The following is a 22,424-nucleotide window of genomic DNA, read 5'->3' on the forward strand; positions in this document are numbered from 1 at the left end:
TCGTCCTCCGTTCGGGCGTCGAGCGCGAGAGGTCGACGCACGGATGCCGGAGCCGACGCCCCATCCTCGCCTCAGCGCACGGGAGTGATGACGTCGTCGTCTGCGCCCACCTCGTCGTGGGCGTCGATCGTCGGCTCCGACGGTGAGGTCACGATGGCGGGCGACGCGTCCGCGGGGGCTTGTGGTGTGCGCTCGGTCGGAGGCTCCCCGGCTCGTTCCGCACGTCGATCAGCTCGAGCGGTACGGCGCCTGCGTCGGCCGACGGTGGGAACCCGGGTGTCCGCCCAGTCCAGGTCGTGCACTCGGTCCTCGGGGCCGTCCTTGGTTCCCGTGGCCCATCCGCGCCACCATGGCGCCCACCAGAGCGCCGTGCCCGCACACCACCCGACCACGATCACATCGGCGACCTGGTTGACCACCGGTGGGAACGGCACCAGGGCGGCGGCGACGAGGATCGAAGCGAGCCCCGCGGCCGCTGCGGTGACCGTGACCGGCACGAGGATCCGCCATCGACGGCGGAATACGCCGGCGAGCATGGTCGCCGCGATCGCGCCGCCCACGAGGGCGGCGCCGAGCGCATGCCAGCCGACCGCCGACCATCCACTCCAGCTCGCCCACCCCGCCGGCTCATGCGGCAGCGGCGCGAGATGACCCGTCACCGCGATCGTCACGAGGATCGCGGCGATACCGGCGATCCCGGCGAGCGGCGTCGGCGACGATGTGCGCGCGAGTGTCGCGGGCACGGTCTGCATGGCATGCGCCGTCGCCTCGCCCGTCGCGATGAAGGCGATGAGGAGCGCCCAGAACAGCACGTTGTCCATCCCGTAGAGGACCTCGATGACGACGAGCCCGCCGGCGAGTGCCGCTGTCGCCCCCACGAGACCTGCCCGTGCCGCTCGTGCGCGTCGCTGTGCAGTTGCGATCACGCTCCGAGTCCAGCGTCGCGTACTCGTGTGGGCCAGGATCCGGCGATCCCGCCGCCTTCGCGCGGACGCAGCGGCCACCACGCGGATCATCATGAGCGCGGCCACCGCGATCACTCCCGCGAGAGACGCCACGACGGTCGAGTCGCCGGCCGACTGGGACTCGGGTGTCCACTCGATCATCGGCCACACAGTGAGGGCTGCGCACACGAGCAAGGCGTACAGGAGGATGAGCCTCGGTACCGAGATCAACGACGGCAGAAGGACCGCGACTGGTCGAACCAGCCAGTGCAGGAATCGCTTCGGCGAGGATGCGGGCAGGCCCTGCGTGAGCGCCGTCGACGCGGCACGGAGGGTGCGTGAGGCGATCGCCATCCGGTAGGAGTCGGCGAGGGCATCCAATCCCTGAGCGCCACGGACGAAGGTGGCGCGGATATCCCTGGGTTCGTCCTCCGACATCGTGGGCGGGATCGTGAGCAGATCGCGATCCGTGACGAGTTGCCGCAACAGTTCGTCGTGCACCAGACCGAGGAGCTGCGCCTCGGCCGCATCGGGGTCGATCTCGTCGATCTCGGCGGAGGCGGGCTCCACGGCATCCTGCTTCGACACAGCAGGCCGTTCGTCGGCCACCGACGGCAACGACGAGAGGAACTCGATCACGCCGGATGCCGCATCGAGCCGCCCCCACCACCAGTCGTTGCGACGCCAGTGCGCGCTCAGGAATCCCGCGAGATTCGCGGCCCTCAGCCCGGCGAGCTTCGCGGTCGAACGCAGCGACTGTTCGTCGAGGCAGTTTCCGACCGTGACGGCATCGAGCTCGTCGGCCGTATGCGCGAGGGCGGCGCGGTAGCCGCGGAGCAGCTGGTCCTCCATGAGCTTCCGATACTCGAGCGGCTGAGCGGGCTGCACGTCCGATCCGATGCGGTGGAACCGTACCGACGAGATCGGTTGCGGGATGCCGCTGCCGCCGAACAGGAGCGGGAGCTGCCGCGCGGGAAGCGCGACTCCGTCGGGCTGCATGAGACGCGACCAGGGTGTTCGCGACCACCGCTCATGTGCCAGTTCGTCGATCCGCGACGAGACGTCGAGGAGCCACCGAACGATGTCATCGAGGTGGGCCCACCTGTCGGCGAGATCGGTGTCGTCGACGGTGTCCGCCGCCGCCCAGCGCTCGACGACCCTTCGGGCTCCGGCGAGGCTCAGTGACGTGCCCGTCGTGAACTGCTGTCGCTGCAGCACCGCCTGCGCCTTGCGGAGGGTGGAGAGGATCGCTGCGTCGCGATCTCTCGCCGCGTCGCGCATGACGCGACTCAGCTTGCGCCGGGCCAGCGAACGCGGGGCACCTTCGGGCAGCGGTCCCATGGTGATCTGATCCGACTCCGGATCGGATCTATCGTGTCTCGGCGGGCGGAGCGAGTCGTCGAGTTGCCGGTCGAGATCGACGAGTCGACCCGCCTGGAACGCCGTCTGCTCGATGGCGCGCGTCCAGCTGAGGGCGGCGAGCGTCGCATCGACCAGGGCCTGGCGCCCTCGGGCCGTGGGCACCGTATGCGGCTGCACGTCGGTGGGATCCAAGTGGATCGCGTGACGTCGGAAGGCGGTTTCGACGTGCACGATGCCGAGGCGGTCGAGGGCGACCAGCTCAGGTCGCTTGCCGAGGTCGGTGCCGAGGATCCACTCGCCCGGGTGGAGCATCGCCGGGGCGAGCAGTTCGAAGTCGCTCGCGGCACGATACCGGGCGTAGGCCCGGGCCACCTCGGCCTCCCTCTGATCGTCCATCGCCCGGCCGTCGAGGCGCACCGCGAGCACCTCATTCCGCGCCTTCGCGACACTGGTCGTGGCGCGTACGAGGTCGACCTCCTCGATCTCGTCGTCACGGGACTCGCGCGCGCTGCGCTTGCGGAGCGATGCCGTCACCGTGCTCATGAGCCTCGAACCGACGTCGTTGCGGATCGTGGACGGATCGGTGCTGAAGACCGGCTTCGTCGATGACGGACCGAGCTCGGTGGCAGCCGTGGCATCACGCAGGAGGGTCGGCCGACCCTCCTCGTACACGGTCGGACGGCGGAAGAGCCCTGCGGTCTCCTTCGGTGACGGATCGAGGTAGAGGATCGCTCGGTTGCTGTGCTCGTCGGCTGGCATGTTCCGCACCGCATTCAGGGCACGATCGATCGGTATGTTGTCGAGGATGCCGCCGTCGGCGACGCGGAACGGCTGTGTCGCGGCATCCGAACGGTGGGCGTTGAAGACCATTCGCATGTCGGGCGCGTCGAGCGCCAAGCACGGGTCGCGCGGGGCGTCCCAGCCGTGCGCGGTCGCGAGTGCATGCGAGCCCGAGTAGATCAGGGCCGGCTCGAAGACGAACGGGAACGAGGACGTCGATCGCGCGGCATAGGCGATCCGGGCGATGTCGGCGAAGTCGCGCGCGGAGAGCTCGTCTGTGCCCCGCGGCGGGATGGCGCGGTCGTCGAGTTCGTCTCGACCACCCACGAACCGGAACTGCGCCCGCCCCTCCGCCGTGGTGCGATCGCTGCTGTCGACCGCGTCCAGGAGCGTCGCGGAGAGGTCCACGACGACCTGGTCGGCGCGAAGCGGACTCCCCGGACTGCGTTGTTCGATGATCCTGGTGATCGCGGTCGAGACCTCAGGCCAGAAGTAGTCGTCACCGCGCGCCACGGAGTCGAATCGGTGCGGCTTGCCGGTCTGCAGCAGCCCCCACGCAGAGCCCGTGGTCAACCAGGTGCTGAGGATCGTGTCGAATCCGACCCCCGCCCGCTGTGCGACCCCGTAGAGCACGCCGTTCAATCCACCGGCACTCGCACCCGCGAGCACGTCGAACTCGACACGGTCGTACCCACGCGACATCAGCAGCCGGGCGTAATGCTCCGCTCGCCGGATGAGGTGCTTGTCGGGGCCGCCGGAACGCCGTTCGGCATCGTCCGTCATGTGGAGCACGAGAGCTCGTGGTTCACCGTCGTCGTCGTAGATGCGGATTCGCCGCAGGATGTCGAGTTCCGCGATCGCGCCCCCGATCCACACGGCCAGACTCAGGCCGCCCTTCATCGCAAGTGCGACACGGAGTGTGCGTCGATGCCACGGTTTCAGGTCCCATATCGCCGCGGGCAGGACGCCGTCGTCTTGCGCCCTGGCCGCGGTATCGAGTTCGTGGAATGCGGCTTCGGTCTGAGCGCCCTCGAGGCGCAGGGTCACGAATCCGACGTTGCTGGCTTGCGCGCTCATGTTCGCCTCCCACATCAAAGAACATGAGGATTCATCGTGAGTGTAGGAAGCCCACCGGGTCACCACCTCCGGGGTACCACCTATTCATCCACGGCGGCGCGACGAAGGGTGATCGCGAGCCGAGAGAGAACTCACGGGGGACCGGACGGCGAACGGCATCCGACGAGTCGATGAATCCTCGGCGATCGGGCCCGATCCGGTCGTAGAGCGGCCCGCCGGTCGCTCACGCTGGAGTCGTGAAGGTCGCCCTCCTCGCAGAATCGTTCCTCCCGCACATGAACGGCGTGACGCACTCACTGCTGCAGGTGCTCCGCCACCTCGAACGACGCGGTCACGAGGCGGTCGTCGTCGCCCCCAGGTCGGGCCCGATCGACCAGTCGCTCTTCGGTGCCCGCGCGGTGCTCCTGCCGTCGATGCCGCTGCCGAGCTACCCCGACGTGCGCGTCACGCTCGCGACCGTGCGTCGCCTCTCGGCCGTGCTGCGCGAACACGGCGCCGACGTGATGCACCTCGCATCGCCGTTCGTGCTGGGCTGGCGGGGACTCGCCGCGGCGGAGCCGCTCGGCGTGCCATCCGTCGCGGTCTACCAGACCGACATCCCGTCCTACGCCGAGAAGTACGGCGTGCCCGGTGCGGCCCCGGCGCTCACGCGTCACCTCGGCCGGCTGCACCGCCGCGCGACGCTCACCCTCGCGCCCTCGAGCTCTGCGGTCGAACGGCTCGCTGCTGCCGGCGTGGACGACGACCAGGTGCGCATCTGGCGCCGCGGCGTCGACACCGAGCGGTTCGCCCCCTCGCGTCGCAGCGAACGCTGGCGCCGGAGCATCGCTGAGTCGGGCGAGGTGGTGGTCGGCTACGTGGGCAGGCTCGCCCCCGAGAAGCAGGTGGAGGACCTCCGCGCGATCGCCGACCTGCCTCGCACCCGGCTCGTCATCATCGGCGACGGCCCCTCGCGACCCGCACTCGAGCGGATGCTGCCCGAGGCTCGCTTCACCGGCTTCCTCGGGGGCGACGCGCTCGCCGAGGCGATGGCGAGCCTCGACGTGTTCGTGCACCCCGGCGAGAGCGAGACGTTCTGCCAGACCGTGCAGGAGGCACTCGCGAGCGGCGTTCCCGTGGTGGCCACCGGTCGGGGCGGGCCGCTCGACCTCGTGCGCTCGAGTGTCGACGGCTGGCTGTACCGGCCCGGCGACCTCGCCGAGTTCCGTGAGCGGGTGCGCGATCTGGTCGGCGATGACGCGAAGCGCCGTGCGTTCGGTGCCCGCGCACGCGAGGCCGTGCGCGGACGCGGTTGGGACGTGCTCGGCGACGAGCTCATCGGCCACTACGAGGACGTGATCGGTGCGCGCACGGCTGCCGTCGGCCTTCGCCGGGGGGCCCGTTCCGAACGTGCGAATGGGCCAGGCGAGGCGACGGGGGCCGCGATCGCCACGGCACCGGCGACCACGGCACCGCGCCCGTCGGAGCTGCGCCCGTCGGAGCCCGGAGCGCCCGCGGCCGGCTTCGACCTCGGCGGCGAGGCATCCGGAGTCGCAGCCTCGCCGTCGTGGCGACGATACGTGGCCGTCGGCGACTCGCTCACGGAAGGGCTGTGCGACGCGTCGCGCATGCCGGTTGGGGAATACCGGGGCTGGGCCGACCGGCTCGCCCTGCTTCTCGCGCTCGCGAGCCCGGCGTCCGAGCCGGTCGCCTATGCGAACGTGGCGGTGCGCAGCCGCAAGGTGGCCGACGCTGTCGATGTGCAGCTCCCACTCGCCGCGGCGAACGGCGCCGACCTCGTGAGCGTGCTGATCGGCGGCAACGACCTGGTCGGCCTTCGAGCGGATGCCGCAGCGCTGGCCGCGCGCCTCGGCGACGCGGTCGGCGCGGTGCGGGCGACGGGGGCCGACGTGCTGCTCGTGACCCCGTTCATGCCGAAGCGACCCGCGTCGCGGCTCTTCGTGTCGCGGTTCGCGGCCTTCGCCGAACGGCTCGCCGCGATCGCGGACGAGCAGGGAGCGATGCTGCTCGACGTCCGCTCCAGGGCGGAACTCGTCGACCGGGCGATGTGGGCGGAGGACCGGGTGCACCTGAACTCCGCCGGGCACCGCGTGCTCGCATACGCCGCCGCGCGGGTGCTCGGCGTCCGGGACGCAACGGCGCTGGGCGCGCTCGAGCGCGCCGTGCACGAGGACGACGAGATCGGAGACCGCCATGTCGGCGACGCCGAGTGGCTCGCGCGTCACGCGGCGCCGTGGATGGCCAGGCGGCTCCGCGGGCGTGCCGCAGGTGACGGGCGGGATCCGAAGCGCCCCGAGCTCGTGTCGGTGCTCGACATCGACGCGCTCCGTCGGACGACTGGATCCTGACCCGTCATACGGGCTCGGACGCGGGGTCGTTCAGGACTGTTCGGGGCGGGGCACTTCGGTGTCGCCGGTCAACGGCCCGGCGACGTAGACCCAGTAATCGGTGAAGGCCGGTCCGACAAGGTCGGGGCCGACCCCCTCAGCCAGACTTGCGGCGGAACTCGCGCTTGTGGTCGACGGGGCCGTGCGTCTGCTGGGCGCCGCCTCCGCCGTCGAGGTGCGACTCGCCCTCGCGCTGCTTCGAGGCCTTGTTCTTGCGCTCGAGCGCCTCACGGAACTTTCGCTTGGTCTCCTCGGAGGGGCCCGTCGTGCTCTGCTCGTCGGAAGTCATGCCTTCGAGTCTCGCACGGATGCCGCGGCCTCGCGTTCGCGGCGCCGGGACGGCGATCGGTCCGGCCGCGGTGTCGAGTCATTGCGCGTTCGTTCCGGCCTCCGGCTCTGCGTTTGTGAGCGACGCGCCTGTCTCGACGGGGAGTCCCGAGGCCGCCCACTCCGGATACCCGTCTTCCAGACGGACTGCGGTGAATCCCTCGCGATGCAAGGTCCGCACCGCTTCGTCGGCGAACACGCAGTACGGGCCTCGGCAGTACGCAACGATGTTGCTGCCCCTGGGTAGATCGTCCAGCCTCGCGGCGAGATCCCGAACGGGGATCGAGACGGCGTGCGCGATATGGCCCGACCAGTACTCGGGTGCGGGTCGCACATCGAGGACCACGACATCGCCGGCGGCCATCCGGTCGCTCAGCTCCTCGCGTGTCAGAACGTCCAACGTCGACCTGTCGCCCAGATACGCCGCGGCGAGTTCGTCGAGCTCGGCCACCTGCTCAGAAGCGACGCGGCGAATCGCAGCCCACAGCTCCGTCACCGAGGGGCCGGCCAGTCTGTAGTAGATACGTGTTCCCGCGCGTCGGGTGCGAACGAGGCCCGAACGCAACAGCTGCTGCAGGTGATGAGACGTGTTCGCGGTGCTCTGCCCGATCTCCATCGAGATCTCTTCGACGGCGCGCTCGCCCTGGGCCAGCACGTCGATGATCTCCGCTCGCCGCCCACTGCCGAGGGCTCCTGCAACCGACGCGAATGCATCGAACAGTGAATCCTTGGCCGCTCTGTCTCCCACTCGTCCGTCCTCCTGCACGTTATTCAAATGAGTGCTTGACAAGCTAGCCCGTGTGGGTATGAGATTCAAGTATTCAAGTGATGATTTGACTAGGTGGGAAAGAGGGCGAGTGAGATGGGTACGACCACCAGCAGCCGCAACGGCATCGATGTCGACCGTCTGGTTGCGACGGTAGAGGCGATCCGGTCCGATCCCGCGCTGGGGAGTTTCACCTTCAGTGCGTCCAGCACCTGGCGCGACGGCACGCATAACGTGGGTCGGATCGTCGGATTCACCCATGCCGGTGAGTCCGATGCATCCAGGACGGAGGGGTTCCAGCTCGAGGGGGATGAGCCACCGGTGCTCCTGGGCAACAATGCCGGCCCGAACGCCGTCGAGTTGCTGCTGCAGGCTCTCGCCTTCTGCTACGCGGTCGGGTACGTGGCGAACGCCGCCGCGCAGGGCATCGAGATCAGCGCCTTGGAGTTCCAGGTGGACGGTGACGTGGACGTCGGACCGTTCCTCGGCCTGGAGGGTCCGCGTCCCGGATTCACTGCCATTCGCGCACATGCGCGGGTATCCAGCCCGAACGCCACGCGCGAGCAGCTCACGGAGTTGTGCAGCTACGTCCAGAGCACATCGCCGGTTCGCGACAGCTTGGTCAACCCCATTCCGATCGAGACCACCATCGACATCGTCTGAATCGAGGGCGCATGACGCCGCCTCTGGGGCGCTCGCTGCACCCTCTGCTAGAGTTGCGTAGGTTGCCCTGTGGGTTTCCACAACTTCATAGAGCACCGACGGAGCAGGCTGGCAGAATGCTGGTCCCCTGTGGTGGATTACCAAACGGGCAGGTCGCGAGAGCGACACCGAGCGGATGGTGGACTTCTACTGGTGGCCAGCGCCCGCGATTCAACCTGAACGCTGAGTTCTGCCTGTTCCCCTGCTCCTGAGTAGCACTCGCCTGCCATCTGGGCTCGCGAGCCTAAACAAAGGAGAAAGACCTCTTGGAAGGTCCTGAAATCACGTTCGCCGAGACCGTCATCGACAATGGCAAGTTCGGCACCCGCACCATCCGCTTCGAGACCGGTCGCCTCGCCCAGCAGGCGCAGGGCTCCGCCGTCGCCTACATCGACGAGGAGACGATGCTGCTGTCGGCCACGTCCGTCTCGAAGCAGCCGAAGGAGCAGTTCGACTTCTTCCCGCTCACCATCGACGTCGAGGAGCGCATGTACGCGGCGGGCCGCATCCCCGGCTCGTTCTTCCGTCGTGAGGGCCGCCCGTCGACCGAGGCGATCCTCACCTGCCGGCTGATCGACCGCCCCCTTCGCCCCTCGTTCGTCGAGGGCCTCCGCAACGAGGTGCAGGTCGTCGTCACGGTGCTCGCCATCGAGCCCGACGAGTATTATGACGTGCTCGCGATCAACGCGGCGTCGCTCTCGACGCAGCTCTCGGGCCTGCCCTTCTCCGGCCCGGTCGGCGGCGTGCGCGTCGCGCTCATCGACGGCCAGTGGGTCGGCTTCCCCAAGTACTCGCAGATCGAGGAGGCCGTGTTCAGCATGGTCGTCGCCGGTCGCGTGGTCACCGAGGCCGACGGCTCGCAGGATGTCGCCATCATGATGATCGAGGCCGAGGCCACCGACAACGCGTGGAACCTCATCCAGGCCGGCGCGGTGAAGCCCGACGAGACGGTCATCGCCGAGGGCATCGAGGCGTCGAAGCCGTTCATCAAGCAGCTCGTCGAGGCGCAGCAGCAGGTCGCGGCCACCGCGGCCAAGCCCACCGCCGACTACCCGACGTTCCCGCCCTACCAGCAGTCGACGTACGACGTCGTCGCCGCGTTCGCGTATGACGAGCTGAAGCGCGTCTACCAGATCGCCGGCAAGGTCGAGCGCCAGGACGCCGACGACGAGCTCAAGGCCCGCGTCAAGGCGGAGGTCGCCGCGAAGGTCGAGAACGGCGAGCTCCCCGAGTCCGCCAACGGCGAGGTCGCCGCGGCCTACAAGTCGGCCACCAAGCTCGTGGTGCGTTCGCGCGTGCTCGAGGAGGGCGTCCGCATCGACGGCCGCGGTCTCGCCGACATCCGCCCGCTCGACGCCGAGGTGCAGGTCGTGCCCCGCGTGCACGGCTCGGCCATCTTCCAGCGCGGTGAGACCCAGATCCTGGGCGTCACGACGCTGAACATGCTGAAGCTCGAGCAGCAGATCGACTCGCTGTCGCCGGTCACCAAGAAGCGCTACATGCACAACTACAACTTCCCGCCCTACTCGACCGGTGAGACCGGCCGGGTCGGGTCGCCGAAGCGTCGCGAGATCGGGCACGGCGCACTCGCCGAGCGCGCGCTCGTGCCGGTGCTGCCCACGCGCGACGAGTTCCCCTACGCGATCCGCCAGGTCTCGGAGGCGCTCGGTTCCAACGGCTCGACCTCGATGGGCTCCGTCTGCGCGTCGACGCTCTCGCTCCTCAACGCGGGCGTGCCGCTACGCGCACCGGTCGCCGGCATCGCGATGGGCCTCATCTCCGACACGGTGGACGGTGAGACCCGCTACGCGGCCCTCACTGACATCCTCGGCGCGGAGGACGCGCTCGGCGACATGGACTTCAAGGTCGCCGGCACGTCGGAGTTCGTCACCGCGATCCAGCTCGACACGAAGCTCGACGGCATTCCCGCCTCGGTGCTCGCCGGCGCGCTGACGCAGGCGAAGGACGCCCGCACGACGATCCTCGCCGTGCTGAACGCCGCGATCGAGGGTCCAGACGAGATGGCTCCGACGGCCCCGCGCGTGATCAGCGTGCAGATCCCGGTCGACAAGATCGGCGAGCTGATCGGCCCGAAGGGCAAGACGATCAACGCGATCCAGGACGAGACCGGCGCCGAGATCTCCATCGAGGAGGACGGCACCGTCTACATCGGCGCGACCGACGGCCCCTCGGCCGAGGCCGCCCGCGCCCAGGTCAACGCGATCGCCAACCCGACGAACCCCGAGGTCGGTGAACAGTTCCTCGGCACGGTCGTGAAGATCGCCGCCTTCGGCGCGTTCATCTCCCTGCTGCCCGGCAAGGACGGCCTGCTGCACATCTCCGAGGTGCGCAAGCTCGCCGGCGGCAAGCGCGTGGAGAACGTCGACGACGTGCTCGGCGTCGGCCAGAAGATCCTCGTCGAGATCACCAAGATCGACGACCGCGGCAAGCTCTCGCTCGCCCCGGTGCTGGCCGAGGAGGCCGACACCAACGGCCGCGAGGCCGGTGTGCACGCCGAGGAGCCCGCCGAGGGCGCCGAGGTCGAGGTCTAGTCCTCGGGTCTCACCACTCGCACGCAGATGCCCCGCCCGATACGTTCGGGCGGGGCATCCGTCGTTTCAGCTGGGAGTGCACTCAGAGCGGCAGGTACCCGGCGCTGCGGATGATCGCGTCGCGCTCGGCCAGGGCAGCCTCGGCGGCGGCCCGCGCCTCGAGTCGACGCAGCAGGCGATCGCGGTCGGTGCGACGGGTGGCGCGCTGCAGGCCCCAGCTCGCCAGGCCGAGACCGCTGCGCACCGCCCAGCCGGAGAGCAGTCCGGAGCCGGGGGAGGAGAGGAGAGCGGTGTTCATCGTTGCCCCTTCGGTGAGGTGTCGTCGGTCGGTTCCCCGCGCACGAGCGGGAAGGCGTTGATGTGGATCTGCACCGGGCGCGAACCCGGCGTGGGCGTGCGCTTGTACGCGTCGATGTACTTCATGAGCACGGCATCGAGGTCGGCGACGAGGCCGCTCAGCTGCTCGGGGGTGAGGCGCAGGTTGATGGTGTCGCTCGTCGCGATGTCGAGCCACTCGGCGCTGAAGACGTGCTCGCCCTCCGCGACGAACTCGTGGAAGTTCTGATCGCGCGAGCGGAACCACTCGTCCTCGACGAGCCTCACCGCGAGACGCTCCGCACTCCCGGGCGGCAGTGAACGGGCGTCGGGGATCGCGATCGAGCCCGGGGTGCGCTCCCACCAGCGTTCGCGGCCCTTGCCGCGCGTCGTGTCCTCGCGCACGAGGCCGGCGCGTTCGAGCTGCCGCAGGTGGTAGCTCGTCGACCCGCTCGACTCGCCGAGCCGCTCGGCGAGTCCGCTCGCGGTCAGCGGGCCGTACGCCGAGAGCTCGTCGTAGATGCGGACGCGCAGCGGGTGGGCGAGGGACTTCAGGCTCGCGCTCGGGATCACGTGATCGATGCCGGGGTGCCGTGAGCTGCTCGGCTGTGCCGCGAGGTCATCGGAGTTCGTTGTCGCCATAATGCAAAGATACCTCTGCAAAGAAACAGTTGCAAGGATGTCTTTGCAGCAGATTGTTTGCAACTTCGGCGACGGCGGGCGTGGGCGTTCGAGCGCCTGCTCGCCGGCCCCACGACGGCCGTCCGGGCGACCGCCGTCGGCGCCTACGTCGCGGCGAGCCTGCTCACGCTCGCCGGCGCCCTCCGCCTCTCGAGCCCGGGCACGCTCTCGTACATCGCGAGCCTCGACGCGGAATGGGGCCGCACCGGCTACCTCGTGATGCACCTGGTCGGCACGCAGGGTGCCACGGCAGGCGCGCGCGCCGCGATCGCCGCGTGGATGCTCGGCGTACTGGTGCTCGCGGTGCGCCGACGGGTCCTCCCCGGTGGGGTGCTCGCCCTCACGCCCGTGCCGGTCGTGCTCCTGCTCACCGTGCTCGGTCCGCTCCTCGCCGGCGCCATCGAGGACGGCGTGCTGGGCAGCATCCTCTGGCTCGTGATCATGGCCACGTTCTTCCTGGGGGTGCCCGTCTGGTGCGCCGTGGTCGCGAGCCTCGTGCTCGCCCGACGCCGCCGTGCGATGCCCGAGCCGACCGGCGAGCCGGTCACCCGCGAGTGAGCCGTGCGATCGTCGCGTCGGCGAGGCGCTCGGCGCTGCCCGGGGCGAGGTCGAAGTACAGCATCGGCTCGATGAGCTCCAGTTCGAGCACGGCGAGCCGGCCGTCGATGCGCACGACGTCGAAGCGGGCATAGAGAAGGTCGAAGGGCGGCCGCGCCAGCATCGCCTCGACCTGCGCGGCATCATCGGCGTCGGCATCCGTCGCGTCGACCGTGCCGCCGTAGATCCCGTGCGCCCGGAAGTCGCCCGAGGCGGGTCGCTTGCGCAGGACGTGGCTCAGCGCGCCGCCGACGAAGATGAACGAGAGCTCCCCCTCGTCGAGGATGGCGTCCGCGAATGGCTGCACCATCACCTCGTCGTCGGGCAGGAGCGCCCCGAGCACACGCGGGAGTGTCGCGGCGCTCGCCCGTACGACACCGGAGCCCCCCACGCCCACGGCGGGCTTCAGCACGAGCTCGTCCCAGCCCGCGTCGGCGATCGACGCGCGGATCGCGGGCGCGTCGGCGGCCGTTCCACGCACCAGCGGCACGATCGGCACGCCCAGCCGTTCCAGGTCGTCGAGGTAGTGCTTGTCGGTGTTCCAGCGCACCGCGTCCGCCGGATTGAGCAAGGTGCAGCGCGAGTGGTCGATCGCCGCCGTCACCTCGAGGAAGCGTGGCAGGTGGTCGACGTAGTCCCAGGTGCTCCGCAGCACGGCGGCGTCGTAGGCGTCCCAGTCGGCATCCCGGTCGGTCCAGGCAACGGGCTCGGCATCGACGCCCCGCCCCACGAGCGCGTCGAGGAGCCCCCGGTCGTCCGCGAAGAGGGCGTCGACGTCGGGGATCTCCCAGGTGACGAAGCTGGGGAGCCGTTGGCAACGCAGCACTGCGACGCGCATCGGGAGGTCACGTCCTCCGATCGAGCAGCGGCTTCAGGCGGAACGGGATGAGCTCGCCCATCGCGAGCGAGGTCTCGGTGCGCTCGACGCCCTCGATCGCGAGGATCTCGCCGTCGATGCGGAACAGGTCGTGAGCGTCGCGGCACACCACCCGCACGAGCAGGTCCACCGAGCCCGACAGGCCGTGCGCCTGGATGACCTCGGGGATCTCGGCGATCTCGTCCACGACCTCGGCGAGCTGCTTCTGCCGCACGTGCACCGACACGAACGCCTCGAGCGGATAGCCGAGCGGCACCGGGTCGATGCTGCGTTCGAACGACAGGAACGCACCGGATGCCTCGAGCCGGTTCATCCTCGCCTGCACCGTGTTCCGCGAGAGCGCGAGGCGGTCGGCGAGCGCGACCACGGTGGCTCGCGGGTCGGCGGCGAGCGCCGTGAGCAGCGCTCGGTCGACCGCGTCGTAGCCGTTCATATCGCCACACGATAGCACCGCTCAGGGGACGGTCAGTTGGCAACATGCTCAATCGTCCCGCCCATACTTGAGCTGAGTGAGCGATCGACGTACGCTCACGGTATCCGGCAGAGTCGCCGGGCGCGGGCAGCTCACGAGGCGTGCCCGCCGACAGCGAGGATCGACGATGACCCCATCCGACCGAGACGCGACCGGGCTCCTCACCCGGCCCGACCACTTCGTACAGCTCGTCAGCCCAGCCGGCGAACGCCGTGCCGACGCGGAGTTCGACCCGTGGGTCGCCGACGTCGACGCGGCAGCCCTCGGAAGGCTGTACCGGGACATGGCGATCGTGCGTCGTCTCGACGCCGAGGCCACCGCCCTGCAGCGCCAGGGGGAGCTGGGGCTCTGGCCGCCGCTGGCCGGCCAGGAGGCCGCCCAGATCGGTTCGGCGCGCGCGCTGCGCGATGACGACTTCGTGTTCACGAGCTATCGCGAGCACGCCGTGGCGTGGTGCCGCGGCGTCGGCCCCGCCGAGCTGCTCACCGTGTGGCGGGGGTCCGCAGCATCCGGCTGGGACCCGTTCGAACGCGGCATCGCCGTGCCCCAGATCATCATCGGCGCCCAGGCGCTGCATGCGACCGGCTATGCGATGGGCCTGACATGGGAGGGGTCGGATGCCGCCACGATCGCGTACTTCGGCGACGGCGCCACGAGCGAGGGCGACGTGAACGAGGCCCTCGTGTTCGCCGCGAGCTTCGACGCCCCGGTGGTCTTCTTCTGCCAGAACAACCAGTGGGCGATCTCGGAGCCTGTCGGCCTGCAGTCGAAGCAGCCGCTCGCGCGCCGCGCCGACGGCTTCGGGATGCCCGGCATCCGGGTCGACGGCAACGACGTGCTCGCCGTGCTGGCGGCCACCCGCATCGCGCTCGACCGCGCCCGCCGCGGCGAGGGCCCGACGTTCATCGAGGCGGTCACCTACCGGCTCGGCCCGCACACCACCGCCGACGACCCGAAGCGCTACCGCACCGACGACGAGCTCGCCGAGTGGCAGGCGCGCGACCCGCTCACGCGCGTGCTCACGCTCCTCGCGACCACCGGGATCGACGCCGACGCCCTCGAGCGCGAGGTCGCGGAGGAGGCGAACCGTGCGGCTGCGGAGCTCCGTGCGGCTGTCACGACCATCCCCGACCCCGAGCCCATGTCCGTGTTCGACCACGTGTACGCCGAGCCGAACAGTCACCTGGCACGCCAGCGGGATCACTACGCGCGCTACCTCGCCATGTTCGACGACGCGGATGCCGCGGCATCCGGTGCCGAAGGAGGCGCCCGATGACCACGCTCACCCTCGGCAAGGCCCTGAACGCCGGAATGCGGCGCGCCCTGGCCGCCGACGAGAAGGTCGTGCTGATGGGCGAGGACATCGGCACGCTCGGCGGCGTGTTCCGCGTCACCGACGGCCTGAAGGCCGAGTTCGGCGCGCACCGAGTCGTCGACACCCCGCTCTCCGAGGCGGGCATCGTGGGCACCGCGGTCGGGCTCGCCTACAAGGGCTTCCGGCCCCTCGTCGAGATCCAGTTCGACGGGTTCGTGTATCCCGCCTTCGACCAGCTCGTCACCCAGGTGGCGAAGCTCCACTACCGCTCCCGGGGCACGGTGCGGATGCCGCTCACCATCCGCGTGCCGTTCGGCGGGGGCATCGGCGCGGCCGAGCACCACTCCGAGTCGCCCGAGGCGTACTTCGCGCACACGGCGGGCCTGCGGGTCGTGGCATGCTCGAACCCCGCCGACGCCTACGTGATGATCCAGCAGGCCATCGCGAGCGACGATCCCGTGCTGTTCCTGGAGCCGAAGCGGCGCTACCACGTGAAGGGCGAGGTCGACGAGACGGCGAGCCTCGCCGACGCGAAGCCGATGGGCGTCGCGTCGGTCGTGGCATCCGGCACCGACGTCACGCTCGTGACCTACGGCGCCCTCGTGCAGACCGCGCACGACGCGGCGATCGCCGCGTCGGAGGACGGCGTGTCGATCGAGGTCATCGACCTGCGCTCGCTCGCCCCCGTCGACTACGCGACGGTCGAGGCGTCCGTACGTCGCACGGGGCGCCTCGTCATCACGCACGAGGCCGGGCAGCAGGGCGGCGTCGGCGCCGAGCTCGCTGCGAGCGTCACCGAGCGGTGCTTCGAGTTCCTCGAGGCGGCGCCGGTGCGCGTCACGGGTCACGACATCCCGTACCCGCCCGCGAAGCTCGAGCGGCATCACCTGCCCGACCTCGACCGGATCCTCGACGGGGTCGACCGCGTGCTCGGCCGCCCGAACTCGCTGAGCGGAGTGGAGGCGTGAGCGGCATGATCAAGGAGTTCCCGCTGCCCGACCTCGGCGAGGGCCTGACCGAATCCGAGATCGTCGCCTGGCGCGTCGCGGTGGGCGATCATGTCGAACTGAACCAGATCATCGCCGACATCGAGACGGCGAAGGCGGTCGTCGAGCTGCCGTCGCCGTACGCCGGCGTCATCACGGCGCTGCATGCGGCCGAGGGCGAGACCGTGAACGTCGGCGAGCCGCTCTTCTCCTGCGACACGGGCGACGGTTCCGAGACCGGCGTCACCGCGGATGGCCCGGCGGGCGTCGCGGCCACAGCCGCCGTCACCGAGGCGGATGCCGCCGGGCCAATGGCGCCGCCCGCGGCGGGCGAGGCCGCCGAGGCGCCCGCGGCGCCCGGCGCCGGTGAGCGCGACGCCGCACCCGGACCCAACCTGGTCGGCTACGGCGCGCGCGACGAGGGCGGGCCGAAGCGCCGTGCCCGCCGAACGGCCGCCCTTGCCGCCGACCTCGTGCCGGCGGTACCCGCCGGAGGCGACACCACCACCGACCTCGACGCCGCGCCGGCCGCCGGTACGCGCGAGGCGACGGTCGCGACGCCGACCGATCTCTCGACGGGCGCGCCGGAGCGTCCGCGCTCGACGCCGCCGGTGCGCAAGCTCGCACGGGACCTCGGCATCGACCTCGCCGAGGTGACCGGCTCCGGGGAGCGCGGGCTCATCACCCGCGCGGACGTGGAGGCCGCGGCATCCGGTGCCGGGGCTCGACCCGAGGGTGCGGCTGAGACAGCCGAGATGGTGCCCGGAGTGGAGCGTCCGGCCGAGACCCGAATCCCGATCAAGGGCGTGCGCAAGCACACCGCGGCGGCGATGGTGCGCAGCGCCTTCACCGCCCCGCACGTGACCGAGTTCCTCACGATCGACGTCACGGCGACCATGGAGCTGCTCCGCGGCATCCGCGAGGACCGGGCCTTCGCCGGGCACAAGGTGACGCCGCTCACGGTGGTCGCGAAGGCGGTGTGCCTCGCCGCGCGCCGCACGCCCGAAGTGAACTCCCGCTGGGACGAGGCTGCACAGGAGATCATCCAGTACGGCGGCGTGAACCTCGGCATCGCCGCCGCGACCGGCCGCGGGCTCGTGGTGCCGAACGTCAAGGGCGCCGAGCGGATGACGCTCATCGAGCTCGCCGACGCCATCGCCGCACTCGCCGAGACTGCGCGCGCCGGCCGCACGCCGCCCGCCGACCTCATGGGCGGGACCATCTCGATCACGAACATCGGCGTCTTCGGCATCGACGCGGGCACGCCGATCCTGAACCCGGGGGAGGCCGCGATCCTCGCCATGGGCGCGGTGCGCCGCCAGCCATGGGAGCATCGGGGCGAGATCGCACTCCGCGAGGTCATGACGCTGTCGTTGTCGTTCGACCACCGGCTCGTCGACGGCGAGCAGGGGTCCCGGTTCCTGGCGGATGTCGCGGCGATCCTCCGCGAGCCGGGACGGGCGCTCACCATGGCGTGACGTCTCGATCGGCGGGAGGATGAGCACATGGAAGGACGCAGCATCCTCTCGCCGAGCGACACCGCGAGCGAACTCGACGGCACGGCGTTCCGGCACACCCAGTCGCATCTGATCGGTGTCTTCACGACCGCCGACTTCGCCAGCGCGGTGCGCTTGCTCGATGCCGTCGCCGTGGTCGCCGACGAGCTGAACCACCACCCCGATGTCCGCCTCGCCTGGGGGCACGTCGAGTTCGCACTGACGTCGCATGACGCCGGCGGCGTGACGTCACGCGATCTCGACCTCGCACGGCGCATCGGCGCGATCGCCGGCGACCTCGGGGCGACCGCGACGTAGGGCGTATCCGCGGGGGCCGGTCACCAGGGTGAAGCACGACGGTGCCGGGACCGACGTCGACGACATCGTCGTCCAGACCCATCGGCCACGTCCGGCGAGGAAGACGTACGACTCCTCGCGCTCAGTCGAGCCGGTAGATCAGTTCCTCGATCTCGGCCTCCCGCGCATTCGCGTAGCTGCGCTCGCGGCCGACGCGACGGAACCCGAGCTTCTCGAGCACCGCGATCGAGGCGACGTTGTCGGCGGCCACCCGCACACGCACCGGGCGCTCATGCAGCGCGTCCAGGAAGAGGCGCACGGCGCGGGTCGCGATGTGCCGGCCCCAGTGCGGCCGGTCGATCCAGTAGGTGATCTCGGCGGTGCCGTCCTCGTACCAGCGGGCGACGCTGCCCACGATCTCGCCGTCGGCGCGCACCGTCCGCGCATCGATCGCCGGGTCGGCGAGCAGGCGCCGCCAGTGCGCGTCGAACATCGCCCGGTCGCTCGGATCGGGCGGCGTGAAGGCGGCCATCTGCACCGCCGCCTCGTCCTGCTCGATGGTGAACAGTGCATCGAGATCCCCGTCGCGGGTCGCGCGCAGGGTCACGACATGAGGCTCGCCCATGTCATCTCCTCAAGGATGCCGCGGATGGTGCCGTCGGCAGGTCGGCGCCCGGGGATGCGGGCGCTGTGCGGAGTGGAGTTCAGCAGTCCGAAGGCGGCGTGTGCCCGGAACCTGAGCTCCGTCTCGGCCCGATCGGGCCGGAGTCGGGAGAGGGTGTCGACCCAGTGCTCGACGTAGCGCCGCTGCAGCGAGCGCACCTCGTGCCGTGCGCTGCGATCGAGCTGCTCGAGTTCGCGGTCCTGCACGATGATGACGTCGGCCTCGCCGAGCGCGAAGTCGACGTGGAAGCGGATGAGTGCGCGAAGTGCCGTGGCCGGATCGGACGCGTCACGGAGCACGCGCTCGGCGCCGTCGAGGAGCGACTGGCTCGCGCCCTGGAGGATCGCGGCGAGGACGGCGGCCTTGCCGGGGAAGTGGCGGTACACGGCCGGCCCGCTGACGCCGACGGCGGCGCCGAGATCCTCGATGGTGACGCCGGGGTAGCCGCGTTCGGCGAAGAGCGTGGCGGCCGCACTGAGGATCGCGGCACGGCGATCCGCCTTCTGCCGCCCGCGCTCGGTGCGGGGGGCCGTGTCGGCCACGGGGGCGGTGCCCGCCTCGTCGAGGGTGCTTGCCATGTCGGTGAGTGCTCGCTAACATCGGGAATCGAGTTAGTGCACACTAACCGAAATGGCGTGCCGGGCACAAGTGGCGCGCCGTCGACGAAGACGGGCGGAGCGGATGACGACTCTCACGACGGGCATCGACCCCTCGACTGACGCAGCGCAGCGCAACGCCGCCGGCCACGCGGAGCTCGTGCGCGAGCTCCGCGAGAGACTCGCACAGGCCGCGCTCGGCGGTCCCGAGAGCTCGCGCGAACGGCACGTCGCCAGGGGCAAGCTGCTGCCCCGCGACCGCGTCGACCGCCTGCTCGACGAGGGGAGTCCCTTCCTCGAGCTGTCGCCGCTCGCCGCCGACGGCATGTACGGCGGGGACTCGCCCGGCGCCGGCATCATCGCGGGCGTCGGACTCGTGCACGGACGCCCGGTCGTGGTCGTGTGCAACGACGCGACCGTGAAGGGCGGCACGTACTACCCGATCACCGTGAAGAAGCACCTCCGGGCCCAGGAGGTCGCGAAGGAGCACCGCCTGCCGTGCGTCTACCTCGTGGACTCGGGGGGCGCGTTCCTGCCCCTGCAGGACGAGGTGTTTCCCGACCGCGAGCACTTCGGCCGGATCTTCTTCAACCAGGCGCAGCTGTCGTCGCTGCGCATCCCGCAACTCGCGGCGGTGCTCGGCTCGTGCACGGCGGGCGGCGCGTACGTGCCCGCGATGAGCGACGAGACGGTGATCGTCCGGAACCAGGGCACCATCTTCCTCGGTGGGCCGCCGCTCGTGAAGGCCGCGATCGGAGAGGTCGTGACGCCCGAGGAGCTCGGAGGCGGCGACCTGCACGCGCGGGTGTCGGGCGTCACCGACCACCTCGCCGACGACGACGAGCACGCCCTCGAGCTCGTGCGCGACATGGTGGCCACCCTGCCCGCGCAACCCGAGCGAGCCTGGGCGGTGCGCGAGTCCCGACCGCCGGCGGTCGACCCTGCCGGCCTCACGGCCGCCGTGCCCGTCGACGTGCAGCAGCCGTACGACGTGCGGGAGGTCATCGCGCGGCTCGTCGACGGCAGCGAGTTCTCCGAGTTCAAGGCCGAGTACGGCGACACGCTCGTCACCGGCTTCGCACGCCTCGACGGACACCCGATCGGCATCGTCGCGAACAACGGCGTGCTGTTCAGCGAGTCCGCCATGAAGGGCGCGCACTTCATCGAGCTGTGCGACCAGCGCGGCATCCCGCTGGTGTTCCTGCAGAACATCTCGGGCTTCATGGTGGGCCGCGACGCCGAGGCGGGCGGCATCGCCAAGCACGGCGCGAAGATGGTCACCGCGGTCGCGACGACGCGCGTGCCGAAGTTCACGGTCGTCATCGGCGGCTCGTTCGGTGCGGGCAACTACTCGATGTGCGGTCGCGCGTACTCGCCCCGGTTCCTCTGGATGTGGCCGAACGCGCGCATCTCGGTGATGGGCGGCGAGCAGGCGGCATCCGTGCTCTCGACCGTGAAGCGCGACCAGCTCGCGGTGCGGGGCGAGGAGTGGTCGGATGCCGCGGAGCAGGCGTTCAAGGCGCCGATCCGCGAGCAGTACGAGCACCAGGGGAGCCCGTACCACTCGACGGCGAGGCTGTGGGACGACGGCATCATCGATCCCGCCGACACCCGCACCGTGCTGGCGATGGCGCTGGAGCTCGCGAGCCGCACGCCCCTTCCGGAGCCCGCGTTCGGCCTCTTCAGGATGTGAAGGGCCTCACGACGTCGCAGTCGACGCCGCCTGGGTGACGAGGCGCACGGCCTCGTCGACTCCGCCGTTCCACGGCGTGCCGTGGCCGGGCAGCACCCACGTCGCCCCGAGGCCGACGAGGCGCTGCAGCGAGGCGATGGCGCCCGCCGGATCGTCGGTGAAGGGTGCGGGCAGGGGGCCCTCGGCGCCCGTGAGCACGTGCCGCGTCGTGAGCGCGTCGCCGACGAACACGGCGTCGGCGGCGGGCACGTGGATCGCGATGCTCCCGGGGGAGTGACCGGGCAGGGCGATGACGCGCGGTGAGCCGGGCAGGTCGAGCAGGTCGCCATCGTGTACGGCGACCACCTCCGCGACCGGAGTGGTGCGCAGCCCGTTCTTCCGCACCGCATACCAGAGGAAGCGGGTCGTCGGGCCGACCTTGACATGGCCCCACTCGGGCTTGGTCGACTCCTCGCCGCGTGCACGCGCGGCATCCGCCTCGTGCACGTACACCGGCACGCCGTGTTCGCGGCGCAGCCGCTCGGCGAAGCCGATGTGATCGCTGTCGCCGTGGGTCAGCACCACCCCGCGCACGTCGTCGACGGAGCGACCCATGGCGTCGAGCTCTGAGACGAGCTCCTTCCAGTGCCCGGCGAGCCCGGCATCGATCACGGTGACGCCCTCGGGCGTGTCGACGAGGTACACGGCGACGATGTCGTTGCCGATGCGGTGGAGGGACGGGCCGAGTTGCATCGTGGGTTCCTCGCTTTGCAGAAGTCGGGTGGTTATGATGGCTATGTTACATAGCCATCATGGCTATGGTCAATAGCCACCAGACGAACGGATCGCCGATGCCGACACCCGACCGCACCTCCCTCGACGAGATCGTCTCCACGGGCCGCGCGCTCGTGGAATCCGACGGCCTCAGGGGCCTCACCATGCAGGCGGTCGCCGACCGCGTCGGCGTGCGGGCGCCATCGCTCTACAAGCGCGTACGCGACCGACGTGAGCTCGTCGCGCTCATCGCCGACGCGACCGTGCGCGAGCTCGGCGACCGGCTCGACGCCGCCGCCGCGGGCGAGCCCGATCCGCGACGGGCGCTGGCGGCGCTCGCGCGCGCGGCGAGGTCGTTCGCGCGCGAGCGGCCGGTCGCGTTCGGGCTCGTGTTCACCCCAGGCGCCGATCTCGACCTCGATCCCGAGTCGCTCGCGCGGGCGAGCGCCGCGGTGATCCGCATCGCGGCCGAGCTCGCGGGCGAGGATCGCGCCCTCGATGCGGCGCGCACGGTGACCGCCTGGCTGAACGGGTTCGTCGGCATGGAGCTCTCGGGTGCGTTCCGCCTCGGCGGCGAGGTCGACCGCGCGTTCGAGTTCGGCATCGCGAGCCTCACGGGCGCTCTGACCCTGCGTGGGTGAGCCGCGTCAGGGGCGCCTCTTGCCATTTCAGTTAGCGGGCACTAACATCGGATCCGGTTAGTGCGCGCTAACTGTGAGCGCGCGAGGCAACGTCGCAGAGAGGCGCGGATGGTCATGCTCATGAGCACGCCCGGGACCCGGGCC

At 70.6% G+C, this 22,424-nt stretch carries 20 protein-coding genes; 10 read left to right on the top strand and 10 right to left on the bottom strand.

The features are described 5' to 3' along the window. Nucleotides 1-71: 71 nt before the first annotated feature. Nucleotides 72-4,163 carry a DUF3376 domain-containing protein gene (locus tag ASG80_RS11565; protein ID WP_162256622.1) on the bottom strand — a complete coding sequence of 1,364 codons (4,092 nt, stop codon included), beginning with the start codon at nucleotides 4,161-4,163 and terminating at the stop codon, nucleotides 72-74. 236 nt (nucleotides 4,164-4,399) lie between these two features. Here ASG80_RS11565 and ASG80_RS11570 point away from each other — a divergent pair, with 236 nt between their 5' ends. Continuing rightward, the gene (locus tag ASG80_RS11570; RefSeq protein WP_056730675.1) at nucleotides 4,400-6,511 is read left to right on the top strand and encodes a glycosyltransferase; all 2,112 of its coding nucleotides are present in this window, start codon (nucleotides 4,400-4,402) and stop codon (nucleotides 6,509-6,511) included. 136 nt (nucleotides 6,512-6,647) lie between these two features. Here ASG80_RS11570 and ASG80_RS11575 read toward each other — a convergent pair whose 3' ends face one another. Then, on the bottom strand, nucleotides 6,648-6,839 hold the full coding sequence (locus tag ASG80_RS11575) for a DUF5302 domain-containing protein (RefSeq protein WP_056730677.1): 192 nt from the start codon (nucleotides 6,837-6,839) through the stop codon (nucleotides 6,648-6,650). 78 nt (nucleotides 6,840-6,917) lie between these two features. Continuing rightward, complete coding sequence (locus ASG80_RS11580; protein WP_235508282.1) at nucleotides 6,918-7,643, bottom strand: metalloregulator ArsR/SmtB family transcription factor; 726 nt, start codon at nucleotides 7,641-7,643, stop codon at nucleotides 6,918-6,920. 96 nt (nucleotides 7,644-7,739) lie between these two features. Here ASG80_RS11580 and ASG80_RS11585 point away from each other — a divergent pair, with 96 nt between their 5' ends. After that, nucleotides 7,740-8,306 carry an OsmC family protein gene (locus tag ASG80_RS11585; RefSeq protein ID WP_056730682.1) on the top strand — a complete coding sequence of 189 codons (567 nt, stop codon included), beginning with the start codon at nucleotides 7,740-7,742 and terminating at the stop codon, nucleotides 8,304-8,306. Between the two features lie 305 nt (nucleotides 8,307-8,611). Beyond that, the gene (locus ASG80_RS11590) at nucleotides 8,612-10,897 is read left to right on the top strand and encodes a polyribonucleotide nucleotidyltransferase (RefSeq protein WP_056730684.1); all 2,286 of its coding nucleotides are present in this window, start codon (nucleotides 8,612-8,614) and stop codon (nucleotides 10,895-10,897) included. 82 nt (nucleotides 10,898-10,979) lie between these two features. Here ASG80_RS11590 and ASG80_RS11595 read toward each other — a convergent pair whose 3' ends face one another. Both ASG80_RS11595 and ASG80_RS11600 read right to left on the bottom strand, forming a co-directional pair. Next, nucleotides 10,980-11,195, bottom strand: coding sequence for a hypothetical protein (locus ASG80_RS11595; protein ID WP_056730687.1), 216 nt, complete (start codon nucleotides 11,193-11,195; stop codon nucleotides 10,980-10,982). Continuing rightward, nucleotides 11,192-11,854, bottom strand: a complete 663-nt coding sequence (locus ASG80_RS11600; protein ID WP_056730690.1) for a transcriptional regulator — start codon at nucleotides 11,852-11,854, stop codon at nucleotides 11,192-11,194. The genes ASG80_RS11595 and ASG80_RS11600 overlap by 4 nt, the downstream gene beginning before the upstream one ends. A gap of 57 nt (nucleotides 11,855-11,911) precedes the next feature. Here ASG80_RS11600 and ASG80_RS11605 point away from each other — a divergent pair, with 57 nt between their 5' ends. Beyond that, nucleotides 11,912-12,451 (top strand): hypothetical protein, encoded by a 540-nt coding sequence (locus ASG80_RS11605; protein ID WP_056730692.1) that lies wholly within the window; start codon nucleotides 11,912-11,914, stop codon nucleotides 12,449-12,451. On the opposite strand, the gene ASG80_RS11610 is transcribed toward ASG80_RS11605, so the two are convergent. Continuing rightward, entirely contained in the window at nucleotides 12,438-13,328 is an 891-nt protein-coding gene (locus ASG80_RS11610; protein WP_056730694.1) for a RimK family alpha-L-glutamate ligase, read from the bottom strand. The genes ASG80_RS11605 and ASG80_RS11610 overlap by 14 nt on opposite strands. A 7-nt stretch (nucleotides 13,329-13,335) precedes the next feature. Next, a complete protein-coding gene (locus tag ASG80_RS11615) occupies nucleotides 13,336-13,800 on the bottom strand; it encodes an Lrp/AsnC family transcriptional regulator (RefSeq protein WP_056730696.1) in 465 nt (154 codons plus the stop codon). A gap of 166 nt (nucleotides 13,801-13,966) precedes the next feature. On the opposite strand from ASG80_RS11615, the gene pdhA reads away from it, so the two are divergent. Genes pdhA through ASG80_RS11635 form a run of 4 tightly spaced genes read left to right on the top strand, consistent with a single transcriptional unit; the run spans nucleotide 13,967 to nucleotide 17,954 of the window. Beyond that, complete coding sequence (gene pdhA / locus ASG80_RS11620) at nucleotides 13,967-15,115, top strand: pyruvate dehydrogenase (acetyl-transferring) E1 component subunit alpha (protein ID WP_056730698.1); 1,149 nt, start codon at nucleotides 13,967-13,969, stop codon at nucleotides 15,113-15,115. Further along, the gene (locus ASG80_RS11625; protein WP_056730700.1) at nucleotides 15,112-16,122 is read left to right on the top strand and encodes an alpha-ketoacid dehydrogenase subunit beta; all 1,011 of its coding nucleotides are present in this window, start codon (nucleotides 15,112-15,114) and stop codon (nucleotides 16,120-16,122) included. The genes pdhA and ASG80_RS11625 overlap by 4 nt, the downstream gene beginning before the upstream one ends. A gap of 5 nt (nucleotides 16,123-16,127) precedes the next feature. Then, the gene (locus tag ASG80_RS11630; protein WP_056730703.1) at nucleotides 16,128-17,618 is read left to right on the top strand and encodes a dihydrolipoamide acetyltransferase family protein; all 1,491 of its coding nucleotides are present in this window, start codon (nucleotides 16,128-16,130) and stop codon (nucleotides 17,616-17,618) included. 27 nt (nucleotides 17,619-17,645) lie between these two features. Then, nucleotides 17,646-17,954, top strand: a complete 309-nt coding sequence (locus ASG80_RS11635) for a 4a-hydroxytetrahydrobiopterin dehydratase (RefSeq protein ID WP_056730705.1) — start codon at nucleotides 17,646-17,648, stop codon at nucleotides 17,952-17,954. Nucleotides 17,955-18,075: 121 nt separating this feature from the next. Here ASG80_RS11635 and ASG80_RS11640 read toward each other — a convergent pair whose 3' ends face one another. Together ASG80_RS11640 and ASG80_RS11645 are read right to left on the bottom strand one after the other, a co-directional pair. After that, nucleotides 18,076-18,558: a GNAT family N-acetyltransferase gene (locus ASG80_RS11640; protein WP_056730707.1), complete on the bottom strand. Its 483-nt coding sequence runs from the start codon at nucleotides 18,556-18,558 to the stop codon at nucleotides 18,076-18,078. Next, the gene (locus ASG80_RS11645) at nucleotides 18,537-19,175 is read right to left on the bottom strand and encodes a TetR/AcrR family transcriptional regulator (RefSeq protein WP_056730709.1); all 639 of its coding nucleotides are present in this window, start codon (nucleotides 19,173-19,175) and stop codon (nucleotides 18,537-18,539) included. Before ASG80_RS11645 ends, ASG80_RS11640 begins: the two co-directional genes overlap by 22 nt. 103 nt (nucleotides 19,176-19,278) lie before the next feature. Here ASG80_RS11645 and ASG80_RS11650 point away from each other — a divergent pair, with 103 nt between their 5' ends. After that, on the top strand, nucleotides 19,279-20,886 hold the full coding sequence (locus ASG80_RS11650) for a carboxyl transferase domain-containing protein (RefSeq protein ID WP_056730712.1): 1,608 nt from the start codon (nucleotides 19,279-19,281) through the stop codon (nucleotides 20,884-20,886). A gap of 6 nt (nucleotides 20,887-20,892) precedes the next feature. Here the strand turns inward: ASG80_RS11650 and ASG80_RS11655 are convergent, their stop codons facing one another. Then, nucleotides 20,893-21,618, bottom strand: coding sequence for an MBL fold metallo-hydrolase (locus ASG80_RS11655; protein ID WP_056730714.1), 726 nt, complete (start codon nucleotides 21,616-21,618; stop codon nucleotides 20,893-20,895). Nucleotides 21,619-21,677: 59 nt separating this feature from the next. Here ASG80_RS11655 and ASG80_RS11660 point away from each other — a divergent pair, with 59 nt between their 5' ends. Then, the gene (locus ASG80_RS11660; RefSeq protein ID WP_235508283.1) at nucleotides 21,678-22,280 is read left to right on the top strand and encodes a TetR/AcrR family transcriptional regulator; all 603 of its coding nucleotides are present in this window, start codon (nucleotides 21,678-21,680) and stop codon (nucleotides 22,278-22,280) included. Nucleotides 22,281-22,424: the final 144 nt, after the last annotated feature.

This window comes from Agromyces sp. Soil535 (genome assembly GCF_001428255.1).
Lineage (GTDB): Bacteria > Actinomycetota > Actinomycetes > Actinomycetales > Microbacteriaceae > Agromyces.

Excerpts from the sequence above, each read along its gene's own strand:
- ASG80_RS11565 (WP_162256622.1), bottom strand. The coding sequence starts at position 4,163 with ATGAGCGCGCAAGCCAGCAACGTCGGATTCGTGACCCTGCGCCTCGAG.
- ASG80_RS11575 (WP_056730677.1), bottom strand. The coding sequence starts at position 6,839 with ATGACTTCCGACGAGCAGAGCACGACGGGCCCCTCCGAGGAGACCAAG.
- ASG80_RS11585 (WP_056730682.1), top strand. The coding sequence starts at position 7,740 with ATGGGTACGACCACCAGCAGCCGCAACGGCATCGATGTCGACCGTCTG.
- ASG80_RS11595 (WP_056730687.1), bottom strand. The coding sequence starts at position 11,195 with ATGAACACCGCTCTCCTCTCCTCCCCCGGCTCCGGACTGCTCTCCGGC.
- ASG80_RS11600 (WP_056730690.1), bottom strand. The coding sequence starts at position 11,854 with ATGGCGACAACGAACTCCGATGACCTCGCGGCACAGCCGAGCAGCTCA.
- ASG80_RS11610 (WP_056730694.1), bottom strand. The coding sequence starts at position 13,328 with ATGCGCGTCGCAGTGCTGCGTTGCCAACGGCTCCCCAGCTTCGTCACC.
- ASG80_RS11615 (WP_056730696.1), bottom strand. The coding sequence starts at position 13,800 with ATGAACGGCTACGACGCGGTCGACCGAGCGCTGCTCACGGCGCTCGCC.
- pdhA (WP_056730698.1), top strand. The coding sequence starts at position 13,967 with ATGACCCCATCCGACCGAGACGCGACCGGGCTCCTCACCCGGCCCGAC.
- ASG80_RS11625 (WP_056730700.1), top strand. The coding sequence starts at position 15,112 with ATGACCACGCTCACCCTCGGCAAGGCCCTGAACGCCGGAATGCGGCGC.
- ASG80_RS11630 (WP_056730703.1), top strand. The coding sequence starts at position 16,128 with ATGATCAAGGAGTTCCCGCTGCCCGACCTCGGCGAGGGCCTGACCGAA.
- ASG80_RS11635 (WP_056730705.1), top strand. The coding sequence starts at position 17,646 with ATGGAAGGACGCAGCATCCTCTCGCCGAGCGACACCGCGAGCGAACTC.
- ASG80_RS11640 (WP_056730707.1), bottom strand. The coding sequence starts at position 18,558 with ATGGGCGAGCCTCATGTCGTGACCCTGCGCGCGACCCGCGACGGGGAT.
- ASG80_RS11645 (WP_056730709.1), bottom strand. The coding sequence starts at position 19,175 with ATGGCAAGCACCCTCGACGAGGCGGGCACCGCCCCCGTGGCCGACACG.
- ASG80_RS11650 (WP_056730712.1), top strand. The coding sequence starts at position 19,279 with ATGACGACTCTCACGACGGGCATCGACCCCTCGACTGACGCAGCGCAG.
- ASG80_RS11655 (WP_056730714.1), bottom strand. The coding sequence starts at position 21,618 with ATGCAACTCGGCCCGTCCCTCCACCGCATCGGCAACGACATCGTCGCC.
- ASG80_RS11660 (WP_235508283.1), top strand. The coding sequence starts at position 21,678 with ATGGCTATGGTCAATAGCCACCAGACGAACGGATCGCCGATGCCGACA.